The following is a 14,945-nucleotide window of genomic DNA, read 5'->3' as shown; positions in this document are numbered from 1 at the left end:
GCTTCTTTCCCTACGGCCGCCTTGCCCACACCAAGCCAAGTAACAACAGAGGGGGAACATGGATAACGTACGCAGCCTTTGTCCCTACTGTGGGGTTGGTTGTGGCCTAGAAATTCTGGCCGACGGCACAAAAATTCGCGGCGATCGAGCTCATCCGTCCAGCCAGGGCATGGTTTGCGTTAAGGGTGCGACTCTCCTGGAAACCCTCGATTGCAATCGGGCTACGGTGCCTCTCTATCGCCCTAGCCTCAGCGAGGATTTCCAGCCGGTGAGCTGGGATCAAGCGCTGGATTTAATTGTCGAGCGCATTCGCCAGACCTCTCCCGAAAGGATTGCCATCTACGGCTCAGGGCAGTTGCTAACCGAAGATTACTACATTGCCCAAAAGCTACTTAAGGGGTGTCTAGGAAGCAATAACTTCGACAGCAATTCCCGCCTCTGCATGTCTTCTGCCGTAGAGGGCTACAGCCAGAGTCTCGGCTCGGACGGCCCCCCCTGTAGCTACACGGATCTCGATAGCTGCGAGCTGGCTTTTTTGATCGGCACCAATACCGCTGAATGCCACCCAATTCTGTTCAATCGCTTGCGCAAGCGCCACAAAAGCGACCCAAGCCTAAAGATTGTTGTGGTGGATCCCCGTCGTACGCAGACGGCTGAGGAGGCCGATTTGTATCTGAGGATTACTCCAGGTAGCGATATTGACTTGCTCAATGGCATTGCTCACCTACTCATTCAGTGGGGCGCCATCAACCATGACTTCATTGCCCAGCACACCGAAGGCTTTGAAGCCTATGCTGCCCTGGTTGCCGACTACACCCCTGAGCAAGTAGCCAGCCGCTGTGGCCTAGAAGTTGAGGAGGTACTTGCTGTTGCGCGACTGTGGCAGCAGTCGCAGAAAACGCTTTCCATGTGGTCGATGGGGCTTAACCAGTCCAGCGAAGGCACGGCCAAGGTGACCAGCCTCATCAATCTCCATTTGCTCACCGGCCAGATAGGGTTTGCAGGGGCAGGGCCCTTTTCGCTAACAGGTCAGCCCAATGCTATGGGCGGTCGAGAAGCGGGCGGCTTGGCACATCTATTGCCCGGCTACCGCAAGGTTACGAATCCAGAGGATCGGGCAGCAGTGGAGCAGCACTGGCAGCTTGGCCCAATTAACCCTGAACCTGGCCTTGATGCGCTGGGGATGATCCGTGCCCTCGAAGCCGATGCCCTCGATATTTTCTGGATTGCCGCCACCAATCCCCTGGTGAGCCTGCCTGATCTACGTCGGGTAGAAGCAGCTCTGGCGCGGTCGCCCTTTACGATTGTCCAAGACGCCTACTTCCCCACCGAAAGCACTGCCTATGCCCATCTGGTACTCCCTGCTGCCCAGTGGGGCGAAAAGACAGGCACCATGACCAATTCGGAGCGCCGCGTTACCCTCTGTCCAGCTTGGCGTAACCCTCCTGGTGAAGCGCGGGCTGATTGGGAAATTTGGGCGGAAGTAGGCCGCCGCCTGGGCTTTGCCAAGGCATTTGACTTTGCCGATAGCGCTGAGGTCTTTGCCGAATATGTGGGTCTAACTGCCGGGCGTCTCTGCGATCAGTCTGGCCTCAGCCATGAGCTCCTGCGCCAGGGGCCTCAGCAATGGCCATATCCGCGCACAGGTTCAGTGGAGACCCGCAACCTCTATACCGATCACCGTTTCCCAACGCCCACAGGTCGTGCCCGCTTTATCCCCAGCCATTCCCGCGGCCTTGCCGAGCCGCCCGACCCTGAATATCCCTACATCCTCACCACAGGACGTCTCTATGGCCATTGGCACACCCAAACCCGCACTGGACATGTCGCCAAAATCCGAGCAATGCACCCCCAACCCTTTCTCGAAATCCATCCCCGCGATGCCAGCAAGGTAGGGCTAACTGAGGGTGACTGGGTGAGGATTGAATCACGGCGCGGCAAGGCTACCCTGCCGGTTAAAATTACCTGCGCCATCAGCCCTGGCACAGTGTTCATGCCCATGCACTGGGGGGCATTGTGGGGCAATGATACAAGCTGTAACGCTCTCACCCACCCGGTTGCCTGCCCCAGCTCAAAGCAACCTGAACTCAAAGCCTGTGCCGTCAAGCTTAGTCGCATCGAGCTGCCACCAAAATGATCTTTAAGTTTGAGCAAGACTTTGCCGACAGCCTTCGCTGCATTCCCATGATCGTGCGCTTAAAGCTCGATCAGTGCGGCATCAAGCTCAAGTTACATCAGTGGCTGCGTTTTAGTTACCAGCAGCGCCAAAGTTTGGTTGACCTGCCAACGGATACCGCTGACAACCGAGCTGCCTACCGCGCCTACCTAATTCACCTTATCGAAAGTGTCTGCCAAGAGCAGGCCGCTGAGGTAATTGTTGATCCAAACCCTGCCTGGGAAGACGCTACCACCATCCCTGACTGCGTTCTTGAGCAGGCGGCAGCCAAGGGGGTCGTGCTGACTCTTGAGCTATGGCAAAAGCTGACCCCGTTGCAGCGCTTTGCCCTCATTAAGCTCAGTCGCCCTGGCCACGAAAACCGCAATTTCCTACCCGCCTTTCAGGAATTTTCCGCACCCCACACCTATGGTCACTGTCCAGGAAGCTGAAGCCATTATTAAAGACCACTGGCTGCCAGCCAAAACCGAGTCGATCCCGATTGCAAGCTGTGTGGGGCGGGTTTTGGCAGAGCCGATCTACGCCGATCGGGACTACCCGCCAATTAACCGGGTCCTGATGGACGGTATCGCCATCAACTATGCCGCTTATGCTGCTGGGCAGCGAAGCTTTGCTGTTGCAGGCATAGCCCCTGCGGGGACAAGCCCTGCCACCCTGCCCGATCCGCAGCAGTGCTTGGAAGTGATGACTGGCTGTGCCCTGCCGCTGGGTAGTGATCTCGTCATTCCCTACGAGCAAATTCGTATCGAGGGAGGAATTGCCACCATCACCCAGGAAGTCGAACGCAACAGGGGTGATTTTGTTCATCCCCAAGGTAGCGATTGTTCTGCAGGAGCGCTGGTTCTCCGCCCCGGCATTACCCTCAAGAGCATCCACGTCGGGATCTTGGCCTCCTTTGGCTACAGCCGCATCCAAGTTGAGAGGACTCCTCGCATCAAAGTTGTGGCAACTGGCAGCGAATTGATTCCCATTGAGCAGACCCCTGCACCCTACCAACTGCGGCGCTCCAACGCTGAGGCCCTCCGAGCGGCTCTTCTTGCCTACGGGTATACCGAGGTTGAGACCGATCACCTTCCGGACGATCCTGCTGCCATTGCCACCCACTACCAAGCCAATACCCCAAACTACGACCTCTTGATTTACTCTGGGGGTGTTTCAAGGGGAAAGTGTGACTACTTGCCGGCCATCTGGCAAAGCTGTGGTGTTACTGCCTACATCCACGGCGTGGCGCAAAAGCCAGGCAAGCCAATGTGGTTTGGCATCGACCATCAGGCCAATACTATAGTTTGGGGCCTCCCAGGCAACCCCATCTCAGCTCTTGTATGTTTGCATCGTTATCTCCTCAACCGTAACACTGACTCTGGGCACCTAAGTGAAGTCATTACCTTCAAACCCAATCTCACTCTTTTTGTGCCCGTTAAGATGAGCGCCAACCGAGTCTTTACACCGATTATGCCTAACAACTCCGGAGACTTCATCGCTCTAACAGACAGCGATGGCTTTGTAGAGTTACCCCCGGCTCAAACTATCCTCAGCCCCGAGCAAAGCATCCAATTCTATCCGTGGTACTAAGATGCAGCTAGTGGATCAATGGAATCGTCGCATTCGCAAGCTAAGGGTTTCTCTAACCGATCAATGCAACCTTCGCTGCCGCTACTGCATGCCTTTGCATCCAGAATTTCTGGACAAAAGTAGCTACTTAACTCCGCAGCAATACAAAGAAATTATTGGCGAGTTGCTGGACTATGGCATTGAAGAAGTTCGCATTACAGGTGGTGAGCCTCTGGTTCGGCAAGACTTTGATGAAGTCATTCAGGAACTTGCCAAGCTGAAGATCCCGTCCCTCAGCCTAACAACCAATGGCCTGCTGCTCCACCGCTACTGGGACGTTCTCAAGGCTGCCAACGTTCTCAACCTTAATGTTAGCCTCGATAGCCTACAGCCCTCCACCCAAGCTGCAATTGCCCGTCGCGACTGCCTGGCGGATATTCTCCGTAATATCCAGGAGGGTATTGCCCGGGGATTTAGCCTCAAAGTCAATACGGTTGTAATGCGGGGGATCAACGATTGCGAGCTATTTGATTTCGTTGAGTTTGCCCGCAAGACAGGCGTGACAGTTCGCTTTCTGGAGCTGATGCGGGTCGGCTATGCCAACTCTCTCTATGAAGAACACTACGTTTCAGCGCAAGAGTGCATTGCCCGTCTGCAAGAACGCTATACTCTAACCCCCCTTCCAGCGGCACCTGATTCGACAGCGTTTTACTTTACAATCGACGAGAATGTTAAAGTTGGATTTATTGCCTCTGAGTCTCAGCCCTTCTGCAGCAGCTGTTCCCGGTGGCGCTTGACAGCCGATGGTCGTCTCTTTGCCTGCCTATTTAGTGAGGAGGGTCTCTCGGTTCGAGACAAAACACCAGGCCAACGTCAGCAAATTTACCAGCAGCTTTTGGGGATGAAACCACTGCGCCGGGTTGAGCAGGTCTCACACCCAATGTACGGCTTAGGGGGCTAGCTCTATGGACAAAGCTGATCGTACATGGGCCCATCTTAATGCTCAAGGCCATCCGCATATGGTAGATATTAGCCACAAATCGGTGTCTTTGCGAACGGCCACAGCACGGGCAAGAGTTCAACTGCCACCTGCTCTCAGATCCTATGTTGTTGGCCAAGATATCCACCTGAAAAAAGGACCGGTATTTCAGACAGCAACCATTGCTGGTACAATGGCTGTTAAAAGAACTGACCAACTGATCCCCTTTTGTCATCAGATCCCTGTTGAAGACTGCACCTTTGATATCACAATTGATGATCACTTGCTTGTAACCATCCACTGCACTGTCAAGACCAGCGCTAAGACAGGGGTTGAAATGGAAGCTCTCTGTGGTGCGGCAACAGCAGCGCTGACAATCTATGACATGTGCAAGTCGGTGTCGCCCCATATCTGCATCCAGGAGACCCGCCTAGTAACTAAGTCCGGCGGCAAAAACGCCCTCCTGGAACGTCCCCTCTATGGCTTGGTGCTCACAGGGGGACGTAGCAAGCGCATGGGTCGCGATAAAGCGCTGCTGAACCCTTTTGGCAAACCCCACGCCGCCTATCTCTATGAACTGCTGCAGCCCTACTGCCAGCAGGTTTACTTGTCAGCGCGTGCCGGTCAGTGGTCGGGCACAGCTCTAGAGCTCTTGCCCACACTACCAGATCTAGTAGAAAGCGTTGGCCCGATCAGTGGCCTATTGACTGCCTTGAATACTCATCCTGAAGCTAACTGGTTGGTTGTTGCCTGTGATCTACTGAACCTTCGGTCAGAAACAATCCAAAAGCTGCTGGATCACTACCAAGCCGAAACAATCGCAACTTGCTATGTTAACCCCGAGCGCGGCTTCCCGGAAGCTCTTTGCGCCATCTATACTCCTCAAGCTGCAGCGGTACTAGAAAGGGCTTACGCGGAAGGGGTGTACTGCCCTGTGGAAATCCTCAGCAGGCAGCCCTGCACCCTAGTTACCCCCAACCATGAGGTCGAGCTCATGAACGTCAATACCGCCGAGGAGTATGCCACTTTCCAATCAGTTTGGGGTAGTTGCAGCCATGGTAACTCAATCTGTCCTAAGTAAGACCGTAACAATTCAATATGTAGCAGTGCTGCGGGAACAGGCTCAGCGGAGCAGCGAAGTGCTGCAAACCAGTGCAGCAAACTACCTAGAGCTCTATCAGCAGCTGCAAGCAAAGTATGGATTTTCGCTAGCAGCGGAGGACGTTAAGGTTGCTGTCAATCATGAGTTCTGTGACTTGACTAGGCCGATAGATGAAGGTGCCTTGGTAGTTTTCATTCCACCAGTTTGTGGGGGCTAAATGCTGCGTTTTCTAATTGTGGATAGCACCATCCAGCCAGCTGAACTCAGTCGTTTGCTCGTCAATAACACAGCGGGTGCCTTAGTAACCTTCGAGGGCTGGGTACGCAACCACAGCCAGGGCAAACCTGTTCTCAGCTTGGAGTACGAAGTCTACGAGATCCTTGCCCAGAAGGAGGGCGAGAAGATCCTCCGAGAAGCCCACGCCAAGTTTGGCCTCTGCGGTGCTGTTGCCTGTCACCGCCAGGGTCATCTTGCAATTGGTGATATTGCGGTTTGGGTTGGTGCTACAGCTGAACATCGCGGCGCCGCTTTTGCTGGAGCACGTTACATCATTGATGCAATCAAGGAGCGCTTGCCCATTTGGAAAAAAGAGTACTACTGGGGTGAGCCGCCGCGTTGGGTTTTATGTCAGAAAGCAAAGCCTTTGTTCCAGCAATTCCATAAGAACGCTATTGCTCGGCAGCCTTGCGGCGATACCCCCTAGCCTCTCTGCTAGTATCAGTGAGGTACCTGACCTGGGGCTGTAGCTCAGCCTGGATAGAGCAAGCGCCTCCTAAGCGCTAGGTCGGCGGTTCAAATCCGCCCAGTCCCGTCAGCCCTGCTGGTTTCCTAGCGGGTTCTTGGAAAAGTCTTCGGCTAGCTGCTGGAGCTGGAGGGGGCCTGGCGAGCTAACTGTCTGAGGAAAGCCAGGGGATGGCCGTTCTGGAGCTGCTGCCTCAGCCGCTCTTGCAGGAGCTCCTCCTGCCAGGGATCCCCTGACTGCAGCCACTCCAGGTAGCTGAGCCCTGCCACCCGCGTCAGATAGGCTCCGCTAGCTGCCTGCAGAGGGATCCCCATGAGCATCCAGGGGCTGGCTTTGAGGGCAGAGCTGAAGGCATGGGTAGCTAGCTCCAGTCCGCCCAGTTGCACAATCATTTGGGCCAAGCGGTGAGCAATTGCCTGAGCCTGCTGCAGGGTAATGCGGCGATCGAAGACTTGGTGCAGCTCTCCAATCATGCGGGCCTGAATGGCCACCCCCGCCAGGACATCCAAGGCAGGGAGGGGGGTTACCGCCAGAGCTGCAGCCGTTGCCCACTGCATCCGCTCCACGATCTGGCGGCCCCGTTGGCGGCGCTCTTCCCGCAGGGCTTGCTGGACAGCCTCGCTCAAGGTTCGGGTTTGCAGCAGGGCGTTGGCTAGGCGCAGATGGGATCCCTTTTGCTGCAGTAGGCGGGCCATCTGCTGGATGAGGGCGGCGGTATCAGGGGGCTGGGGCTCCCAGGTCTCCTGACGGGATCCGTCCGGGAAGCAGTAGCGGACTTTCAAGGGCTCGGGGTCAGCGGCAATGGCCACCACCTGCTCAGGAGGGATGACACCGGCAGTGCGGCGGCGCAGGTGGGTTAGGACGGTCTCCACATCTTCCGGCAGCATTTGATCCGTCTTGTTGAGGGCCAGGATAGTGGCTTTTCCCAACCGAGCCAACTCCAGCAGCTCCGCGTATTCCGAAGCCAGCAGATCCCCGGCCACCACCACAATCAACAGATCCGCTTTCTGGGCGAGGGCGCGGGCCTCTGCTTCGCCGGCACCGCCGATGGTCAATAGCCCAGGGGTATCGGTGAGGTAAATGGGGCTGTTCCAACCTTCCAGTTGATAGGTGTGAATGGAGCCCTGCTGGGTGGTGCCCAGAGTGGGGGCAGTTTCCCCAACCGGCCGCCCCAGCAGAGCGTTGATGAGAGAGGTTTTGCCAGCAGAAGCCGTGCCAAACACCACTAGGTGCAATGCCTCCTCAGCCAGCCGCCGATCGATCTCCTGTTTCTTGGCTTGCAGGGCACGGCGGCTGATGTCGTTTTGCAACTTCTGGATAAGGGAATCGACATCCTGCAGATCTGCCTGCACCTGAGCCCGCGTCAACTTAACCCGCCGCCGCGGCTTGGCCCCTGGGGTGGGCTCCCTTTGTCCTCGGCAAACCTGCTGCCACCAGTGGCGCACCACCAGCCCCGTAGTCACCGTTCCTCCCAGAATGCCGGCCACGGTCAGGTCGGCCAGCGGTTCCGAGTAGGAGGCGATAGAGCTGTGGATGCCGCCAACCCACTGCAGGTACTGGCTCAAGGCCACTAGTCCTAGCCCTGTCAATAGCCACAGCCAAGTGGAGCGCGACAACACTATGCCAACTCCCCGTCTGCCCAAATGTTTCCCTATCTCCCCCCAGCCGCTTCTTGAGCAGGGGGCGTGCTGTAGCTGAGCATACAGTCAATCGCTCTCAGCTAATTCAGGCCAGGGATCCCTGCCAAGACGCTCAAGACCCCTGGTGGCTCCGACGGCGCTGGCAAGAACTTACCCCCGCGGTAATCCAATAGCTGCGTCAGCAACAAATAGCCCACCCCCAAAGCAATGGCCAGAACTCCCGTAATAATGGCTACCCACTTGGGCCGTTCCACGCCGGGCCTCCTCAATCAACCGCTAGACTTATCTTATTGCCCCAAAGCTCTGGCGATGACGTAGATGAGGCCGTTGACGGCTCGAATGTAGGACGGGGCTTTATGCCCAGTTTTTCGGCAAAGTTCGGTATTCTGAAGGGGGTTGCTGCAAGGGGAAAAGGGGATGAACCGGATCCCGTCTTGGTGGCGGCAACTGCGCCGTTGGCTGCCCTGGGCCGCCCTGCTGTTGATCCTGGTAGCAGCTGGCTACGGGGTAGGCCCTCGGCCCTCTCCCCAAGAGCCAGAGCTGCCCACCCTGGCCCCTCTGCCGCAGCACCCCCGCATCCGGGTGGCGTTTAACCAAAGCCGCGAGAGCACCTATCGGGATCCCTATCGCCAGATCCACCGCTACGGCTACAACCTGGAGGAGTTGATTATCTCCCAGATTCGTTCTGCTCGGCGGTCGGTGGATGTGGCGGTACAGGAGCTAAACTTGCCCCTCATCGCCCAGGCCCTTGCAGAGCGGCGGCAGGCCGGGATCCCAGTGCGCGTGATTACCGAAAACACCTACGTGCGGGCCTGGCACCGGCTGACCCCTGCCGAAGTGCAGGCGCTGGACGAGCGCAGCCGTCAAAAGTTCGAAGAGTATCGCCGCCTGGTGGACGTAAACCAGGACGGGCGGTTTTCCCCCGAGGAGGTTGCTAGCCGGGACGTGTACGCCTTGCTGGATAGAGGCCAGGTGCCCTGGCTGGACGACACCGCCGACGGCTCCAAGGGCAGCGGCCTGATGCATCACAAGTTCGTGGTTATCGACGGGCAGCGCGTGCTGACTGGCTCAGCCAATTTCACCCTCTCCGATATCCATGGGGATTTCGATGCTCCTGGCAGCGTGGGCAATGCCAACCACCTGCTGCTACTGGATAGCCCCGAGCTGGCCCGCATCTATACGGAGGAGTTCAACCTCATGTGGGGGGACGGGCCGGGAGGGCTGCCCGATAGCCGCTTTGGCGTGCAAAAGCGCAAGCGACCCCTGCAGACGGTGTTGATTGACGATGCCGTCGTGGAGGTGCATTTTTCCCCCGCCAGCCGTTCCCTGCCCTATGAAGCTACTTCTAATGGCATTATTGCGGCCACCCTGGCCCAAGCGCAGAAGCGGGTGGATCTGGCTCTGTTTGTCTTTACCGACTCCGGCATTGCCAACCAGCTCCGGCAACTGCACCAGGAGCGCAAGGTGGAGATCCGCGGCCTGTTTGATCCCGGCTTTGCCTTCCGCGACTACAGCCGCACCCTGGAGATGTGGGGGTTGGCGCTCCCGGACGAAAACTGCCGCCTGGATCCGGCCCGCCTGCCCTGGCAGCAGCCCCCCCAAGCCATAGGCATACCCAACCTCGCCCCCGGCGACAAGCTACACCACAAGTTCGCTATTCTCGATCCCGGCACCCCCCAGGCCACGGTGATCACCGGCTCCCACAACTGGTCAGTCTCGGCCAACCACCTCAACGACGAAAACCTCTTGATTATCCGCAATAGGCAGGTGGTGGATCACTTTGTGCGAGAGTTCGAGCGGCTCCTGGCCGAGGCCCGCTTTGGCCCCAGCCGTCGCTTGCGGGAGGAAGTAGAGGAAGCAGCCCGCCGCTGCCCCAACCCCCTTCCGCTTGCCCCTACTTCCCCCACAGTAGAGCCGGAGCTGCTAGAGGCCACCTCGAGGTCCTCCCCTTCGCTAGCTACCCCCAGTCCCCCTCGCGTTAACTTGAACACAGCCACGGCAGCCGAACTGGAGCAGTTGCCTGGCATCGGCCCAGACCTGGCGCAACGGATTATCGAGGCCCGCCCCTTTTCTTCTTTGGAGGATCTGCAGCGCGTTAAGGGCATCGGCCCAGCCAAGATGGAGCAACTGCGGGGTCGAGTAACTTGGTAGGGATCCCCCCTTTGGCAAGCAGAAACGCCGCCTATGGCCCAGTGGTCCCTCCATCCCTGCTCCCAGTCCAGCGCCAGGGTTCTCCTCATTCCCACTGCCTTTGGCCCGGATACCCAAGCTCCGTTGACCATCCTCAATGCAGGTGCAGAACTGTGTGCTTTTGAGCCGCGCTTGGGGATCGATGTGGATCAGCTGGCGGTGGCGCAGTTGCCGGGGCTGATGGATGAGCCACCCTATGGCCTGTGTGAGGCAGCAGTGACCCAGGCCTGGCGACGACAACAGTGGCCGGTCTTGTTGCCTTCGGTTCTAGCAGCCAGTTGGGGGGCCATTCGTGCCCTTTGGAAGCACTACTTGAGTCTCAGTGTGGTGCATTGCAGCGCTCATGCCAACTTCATGCCCCCCATAGAGATGACCCAGCCAGATCAAGATATGAGCTACGGCAACGGCGCTTGGGTAGAGCTGCTCTACCAGCACGGCCTGCCGGTAGTGCACGTGGGGCTGCGCAGCAGCAGTGCCCGCGCCTACGCTTGGCTAAGAGACCACCACAGCCCCATTTTCTGGGCTCAAGAGGCCTGGGATCCGCAGCAGGTCGTCGAGGCTTTGCCGGAGCAGCCAGTGTTTTTGGTGGTGGACTGTAGCGTGCTGGATCCCTCGCTAGCACCAGCAGTGCACCACCCAGAGCCAGGGGGGCTGAGCTGGTTTCGGTTGTTACAAACTTGTGAGGCCATCTTCGCTGCTCGTCCTGTGGTCGGCGTTTCCCTGGGAGGGGTGGCGGTAAGCTCGGCAACGCGACCAACTGCCCGCATTGCAGCTCGTCTTCTCAATTGGCTGCTGGCCTGTTACGGCCTCTACTCCCTGAAGCTGGATCCCAACCCCGCTAGTCTCGAGCGGCTGGAAAATGAGTCTGGCATATGAAGTCTTTCGCAGGTGTTCTTCCGGAGTTGGGGTCTACCAGCAGCACCTTTTGGCCCAGCTTCACCGTTGGTTGGCCAAGGGCGGACGCTGGAGATAGCTTCACCCCCGAGAGCATGGCTGCTTAAGAGGCCGATGCGGCTGACGGCTCTGCCTTGGATTCTGCCGGAAGCGGGAAACTGGGCAAGAACGAGGCCCGCGTCAAGGGTTGGTCAAGAATCAGCCCTTCTCCCCCTAGCACTTCGAGGGCCTGTCCCTCCACTGAGATCCAAACCCGTGCATTAGGGTTTTGGCTAGTAACCGTGTAGAGTACCTGGGCAATCCGACCCATCATTGCGGTGGATCCCCCCCCTTGCGTAAATTCGGGGGAGAAGTTCAAAAAAATATCGTCGCCTTCCACCCGTACATCCAGCACCCGCGTCTGGGGAGGAATAGCGGTGGTGAGGCGGGGATCCTTGGGTCCAGCGATCAACTCCTCCAGAGCCCTACGAATGGCCTCTTGGGCGTCGAAGGCGCGAAGGGAGCGCTCCTGCTGCACGTAGTGGATAGAGTTGTCAACCGTGGTCAGCCAATACAGGGAAAAAGTTTGCCGCGGCCCCCTGCTGTACCACCAGGCTCCTCCCACAAGCCCCAATCCCACCAAGAAGCCAAGCACTCCCACCTGCAAGGCCTGGCCACGCGGTCGGCGGGGGCGTTGCTCTCCCTCCTTGAGGAAGCCGAGTTGGGCAGGACGCCCTTCGTAGTGGCTCATTGCTGCCAATCTCTTTGCTTTACTAGCTCTAGGGTAGCGGAGAAAAGCTCCCTCTGCCGGGAGACAAGCCTAAGAGAAGCTCAATTGACGTTCTCCGCAGGCCTAGAGGGGGATCCTTTCTCAGCTTGCTCTCTCAAGAGCAAGGGGCAACTGCCGTCAGCTCGAGCCGGGGGAGATTCCTCTAGGGGGTAGTAGCCGGTTGTGGAAGCAGGAAGAAAGAAAAGTCCGCTCCAGAAGAGTGGCACGCCAGGGCCTACGCCGCCTTGGTCAACCTCAACCAACGCACAAGCCGCCGCAGCTCTACTAGCAGCACACCAGCTACACCGGTCAGGATCCAGCCCAGCCACTCGGCTGCCGTGCCCAGGTAGCGCACTTCCACGCGATGCTCTCCCGGGGGAATCCGTACCTGCAACAGCCCCCACCCGTCGTGTTCGGCAGCCTTAAACTGTCCATCAATTTGAACTCGCCAAGCGGGATAGTAAAACGTGCGCAAGACTACGGGCTGCTCTTGAGTCGTGGGATTGATGGCGCGAAAGCGGCGATAGCCATAGCGCCACTCTTCCACCTGTAGCTGCGCGGCCGGATCCTCCAGCTCGCCTTGCCACTGGAGCAGCGGATCCACCTGCAGGGGCGGCATGGGCAGCGTGGCCTGGCGGGGCCGGTATTCCTGCGCATCCACCAGCGCCAGCCCATCGGGAAAGCGCCAGTGCAGGTGCAAGAAAGCAATGCCGGGCCTCTCTTGGGGCTCCTTGGGAAACTGCTTAGCTGTAGCCAGCTCTTGAAAAGTTTGAACAAGCTGTGGATCAAAGCTGGCCTTGGACAAGAGTTGAAAGCCCTGCCAAGTTTGCACCCCCATAGCTAGTCCGATCCCCACCAGCAAGAGAAGCCGCAGGCGCCTTTGCCCCCATCCCCAACCCGCTAGAGACCCCAAAAGCCAGGGCACGGTTACCGCCGTCACTGCCATCCAGCGCCAGGAAAACTGAATGCGCCGCAGGGGCAAAAACCACTCGTAGAGCCAAGCCAGCAGATCCGTCGTCATCAGCAGCGCCACTAGGCTAGCCCCAAAGCTGTAGAGCAAGGTAGCTCTGGCAAGGGATCCAGCCGCATCAAAACTCCTCCCCGGCCGGCGGACCAGCCATTCTAGAAAAACTAAGATCCCAACGCCCACCACAACCGCTGCCATCCAGACCCAGTACCCCACCAGGTTGCTCTCAAACCAGTGCTCTGTCCAGCGCGGCTGAAGCTGAGTTAGCCCGCTCAGCATTAAGCGATGCTGGGGCATGTATTCCTCGGCAAAGTTGACAAAATCCACCTGGACATGGCGCTGATCCCAGAAAGCCGGCAGCAAATAAAAAGCCGCCCACCCCAGTCCCAGACCAAATCCCAGGTAGCAGCGTCCCACTCTGGGCCAGAAGGGATCCCTTCCCCCCACCACCCACGGTAGGGGCAGCCAAACCAGAGTAAAAATCAGCAAAGTGGGCAAATGGGACAGGGCCAGTAGGCCATAGCTAACGGCCAACGCTCCAATTGGCCAAAGGGACTGAGGCCGGCAAATCACCTGTAGCGAGGCCCAGAAAACCCAGGGGGAGACGGCAATGGCCCACACTTCTCCAATTGCACCCCGTTGGTAGATATCTACCAACCAATAGGGGCCGGCCATGCTCAGCAGGGCCAAGACCAGCGCCAAAGCCCAAGGAAGCACCTGCCGCAGCAGAACGTATAGCCCCAGCCCAAAGACCGCCATCGCCAGACCCATGCTGGCCACCAAAGAGCCGGGCAGGTCCAGCCCCAGGGCGCGAAAGGGCAGGGTGGCTACCATACACAAAGGCGGGTAGAAGGCAAAGGTGGGATTGCCGTAGCCGAAGTTGGAGTACTCCAGCCAGCGGGGGTAAAACTGCCCGCCGAAAAACTGGCGCTGATACTGAAAGGCCCAACTGAGGTTGAAGTGGGTGGAGTGAGTCATGGGATAGCCTTGCTGCAGCATTGGCCAGAGCAGGGCCAACACTCCGGCCAGCAGCGCAAGCCCGACCAACAGCCCCGGTTGGCGCAACGCTTTCACCATTTCCAAGAGCCCGCCTTTCGCGCACCGGGCAGATGTTTTCGATAGCTCCAGGCCGCAGGTCAACTTCCAGCTTCTGTAGCAGGCGTTAGCCAGACAGACAGCCTTGGGCCCACCTCCCTCTTTGCCGGGAACTAATAGCGAATCCAAGCATAGGCAGCCTCAGAGAGCACCGGCACCTCGGCGTAGCGGCCACGCAGGTTCTGGGACCAAGCGTAGAGAGTAACAGCCATCACTCCCAGAAGGGCAGTGTTGGCCAAAATGCTGCCCACTGCCCCTAGCGCTAGGCTGCCAAGGAGCCTACCCAACACCTGCAGCAGCACTTGCACCAAGAACAGGGCAATGTTGAGCAGCAGCGCCTGCATGGTATTGAAGCGAACAAAGTGGGCGATGCGGCCGTTGCGGATGACGAAAAAGAGGAGGGCAAAGAACAGCCCCATCCCCAGCCAGCCTGTGACCAGAGGCAACAAATGCAGTAGCGGTAGAAAGATAGGGATCAGTCCTGGCAGGGATTGAAACAGCCCCGAGGGGACAAAGCCCAAGGGCAAAGCCGATACCAAAGGCAGAAGGTAAGGAAGGGATCCCCACAGCCGTTCGCGCCAGCGGGCCGGAGGCCTTTCGCTGGGAGTGATGTTGCTGCGCCAGGTCATGTCCTCGAGTCCCTCAGCTCACTGCAGTGGTCGCTAGAGTCTGCTTGTTTGGGCAATGCCGCTCCCTTGCCAGAGGAAAAGGGCAGACAAGCCTTGGGCCCATTGTAGTCGTTCGCGCAGCGGGACGGAGTCCTTTGGGTTTGGGGGGCTCCACGGGCTGGCTCGAAAGCCAGCTTCCCTTTTTTTGCGGCAAGACGTTCAGGGCGAGCATTCCAGCCGTTCGCGCAGCGGG

The 14,945-nt window shown here is 58.2% G+C and carries 14 protein-coding genes and 1 tRNA gene; 10 read left to right on the top strand and 5 right to left on the bottom strand.

Annotated features, from left to right (window positions below):
- Positions 1–58: 58 nt before the first annotated feature.
- From NW804_RS01530 to NW804_RS01495, 8 genes are all read left to right on the top strand, one after another.
- The gene (locus tag NW804_RS01530; protein WP_414393104.1) at positions 59–2,137 is read left to right on the top strand and encodes a molybdopterin oxidoreductase family protein; all 2,079 of its coding nucleotides are present in this window, start codon (positions 59–61) and stop codon (positions 2,135–2,137) included.
- The gene (locus tag NW804_RS01525; RefSeq protein ID WP_414410577.1) at positions 2,134–2,607 is read left to right on the top strand and encodes a nitrate reductase associated protein; all 474 of its coding nucleotides are present in this window, start codon (positions 2,134–2,136) and stop codon (positions 2,605–2,607) included. Before NW804_RS01530 ends, NW804_RS01525 begins: the two co-directional genes overlap by 4 nt.
- A complete protein-coding gene (locus NW804_RS01520; RefSeq protein WP_011429092.1) occupies positions 2,585–3,748 on the top strand; it encodes a molybdopterin molybdotransferase MoeA in 1,164 nt (387 codons plus the stop codon). The genes NW804_RS01525 and NW804_RS01520 overlap by 23 nt, the downstream gene beginning before the upstream one ends.
- 1 nt (position 3,749) lies before the next feature.
- A complete protein-coding gene (gene moaA / locus NW804_RS01515; protein WP_011429091.1) occupies positions 3,750–4,688 on the top strand; it encodes a GTP 3',8-cyclase MoaA in 939 nt (312 codons plus the stop codon).
- A 4-nt stretch (positions 4,689–4,692) separates the two neighbouring features.
- Positions 4,693–5,787, top strand: a complete 1,095-nt coding sequence (gene moaC, locus NW804_RS01510; RefSeq protein WP_011429090.1) for a cyclic pyranopterin monophosphate synthase MoaC — start codon at positions 4,693–4,695, stop codon at positions 5,785–5,787.
- A complete protein-coding gene (locus NW804_RS01505; protein WP_346426097.1) occupies positions 5,726–6,025 on the top strand; it encodes a MoaD/ThiS family protein in 300 nt (99 codons plus the stop codon). Before moaC ends, NW804_RS01505 begins: the two co-directional genes overlap by 62 nt.
- Positions 6,026–6,511 (top strand): molybdopterin synthase catalytic subunit, encoded by a 486-nt coding sequence (locus NW804_RS01500; RefSeq protein ID WP_011429088.1) that lies wholly within the window; start codon positions 6,026–6,028, stop codon positions 6,509–6,511.
- A gap of 33 nt (positions 6,512–6,544) precedes the next feature.
- Positions 6,545–6,619: transfer RNA gene (locus NW804_RS01495), tRNA-Arg, on the top strand.
- Between the two features lie 44 nt (positions 6,620–6,663).
- Here NW804_RS01495 and NW804_RS01490 read toward each other — a convergent pair.
- Together NW804_RS01490 and NW804_RS01485 are read right to left on the bottom strand one after the other, a co-directional pair.
- Complete coding sequence (locus tag NW804_RS01490; RefSeq protein ID WP_414420224.1) at positions 6,664–8,169, bottom strand: DUF697 domain-containing protein; 1,506 nt, start codon at positions 8,167–8,169, stop codon at positions 6,664–6,666.
- Positions 8,170–8,270: 101 nt separating this feature from the next.
- A complete protein-coding gene (locus NW804_RS01485) occupies positions 8,271–8,444 on the bottom strand; it encodes a hypothetical protein (RefSeq protein ID WP_414393095.1) in 174 nt (57 codons plus the stop codon).
- A gap of 163 nt (positions 8,445–8,607) precedes the next feature.
- On the opposite strand from NW804_RS01485, the gene NW804_RS01480 reads away from it, so the two are divergent.
- Entirely contained in the window at positions 8,608–10,341 is a 1,734-nt protein-coding gene (locus NW804_RS01480) for a phospholipase D-like domain-containing protein (protein ID WP_414422686.1), read from the top strand.
- A 33-nt stretch (positions 10,342–10,374) separates the two neighbouring features.
- On the top strand, positions 10,375–11,256 hold the full coding sequence (locus NW804_RS01475; protein ID WP_414420222.1) for an arginase family protein: 882 nt from the start codon (positions 10,375–10,377) through the stop codon (positions 11,254–11,256).
- 121 nt (positions 11,257–11,377) lie between these two features.
- Here NW804_RS01475 and NW804_RS01470 read toward each other — a convergent pair whose 3' ends face one another.
- The 3 genes from NW804_RS01470 to NW804_RS01460 form a co-directional block, all read right to left on the bottom strand.
- Complete coding sequence (locus NW804_RS01470; protein ID WP_414422685.1) at positions 11,378–12,004, bottom strand: GerMN domain-containing protein; 627 nt, start codon at positions 12,002–12,004, stop codon at positions 11,378–11,380.
- Between the two features lie 253 nt (positions 12,005–12,257).
- On the bottom strand, positions 12,258–14,066 hold the full coding sequence (locus NW804_RS01465) for a hypothetical protein (protein ID WP_414422684.1): 1,809 nt from the start codon (positions 14,064–14,066) through the stop codon (positions 12,258–12,260).
- Between the two features lie 131 nt (positions 14,067–14,197).
- Positions 14,198–14,713, bottom strand: a complete 516-nt coding sequence (locus NW804_RS01460; protein ID WP_414410569.1) for a Tic20 family protein — start codon at positions 14,711–14,713, stop codon at positions 14,198–14,200.
- Positions 14,714–14,945: the final 232 nt, after the last annotated feature.

This window comes from Synechococcus sp. WC10meta (assembly GCF_047461475.1).
Note: the sequence above shows the minus strand (reverse complement) of the source record. Positions and strands in the feature narration are given on the sequence as shown.

Coding starts and splice junctions, on each gene's coding strand:
- NW804_RS01530 (WP_414393104.1), top strand. CDS start 59: ATGGATAACGTACGCAGCCTTTGTCCCTACTGTGGGGTTGGTTGTGGC.
- NW804_RS01525 (WP_414410577.1), top strand. CDS start 2,134: ATGATCTTTAAGTTTGAGCAAGACTTTGCCGACAGCCTTCGCTGCATT.
- NW804_RS01520 (WP_011429092.1), top strand. CDS start 2,585: ATGGTCACTGTCCAGGAAGCTGAAGCCATTATTAAAGACCACTGGCTG.
- moaA (WP_011429091.1), top strand. CDS start 3,750: ATGCAGCTAGTGGATCAATGGAATCGTCGCATTCGCAAGCTAAGGGTT.
- moaC (WP_011429090.1), top strand. CDS start 4,693: ATGGACAAAGCTGATCGTACATGGGCCCATCTTAATGCTCAAGGCCAT.
- NW804_RS01505 (WP_346426097.1), top strand. CDS start 5,726: ATGCCACTTTCCAATCAGTTTGGGGTAGTTGCAGCCATGGTAACTCAA.
- NW804_RS01500 (WP_011429088.1), top strand. CDS start 6,026: ATGCTGCGTTTTCTAATTGTGGATAGCACCATCCAGCCAGCTGAACTC.
- NW804_RS01480 (WP_414422686.1), top strand. CDS start 8,608: ATGAACCGGATCCCGTCTTGGTGGCGGCAACTGCGCCGTTGGCTGCCC.
- NW804_RS01475 (WP_414420222.1), top strand. CDS start 10,375: ATGGCCCAGTGGTCCCTCCATCCCTGCTCCCAGTCCAGCGCCAGGGTT.
- NW804_RS01470 (WP_414422685.1), bottom strand. CDS start 12,004: ATGAGCCACTACGAAGGGCGTCCTGCCCAACTCGGCTTCCTCAAGGAG.
- NW804_RS01465 (WP_414422684.1), bottom strand. CDS start 14,066: ATGGTGAAAGCGTTGCGCCAACCGGGGCTGTTGGTCGGGCTTGCGCTG.
- NW804_RS01460 (WP_414410569.1), bottom strand. CDS start 14,713: ATGACCTGGCGCAGCAACATCACTCCCAGCGAAAGGCCTCCGGCCCGC.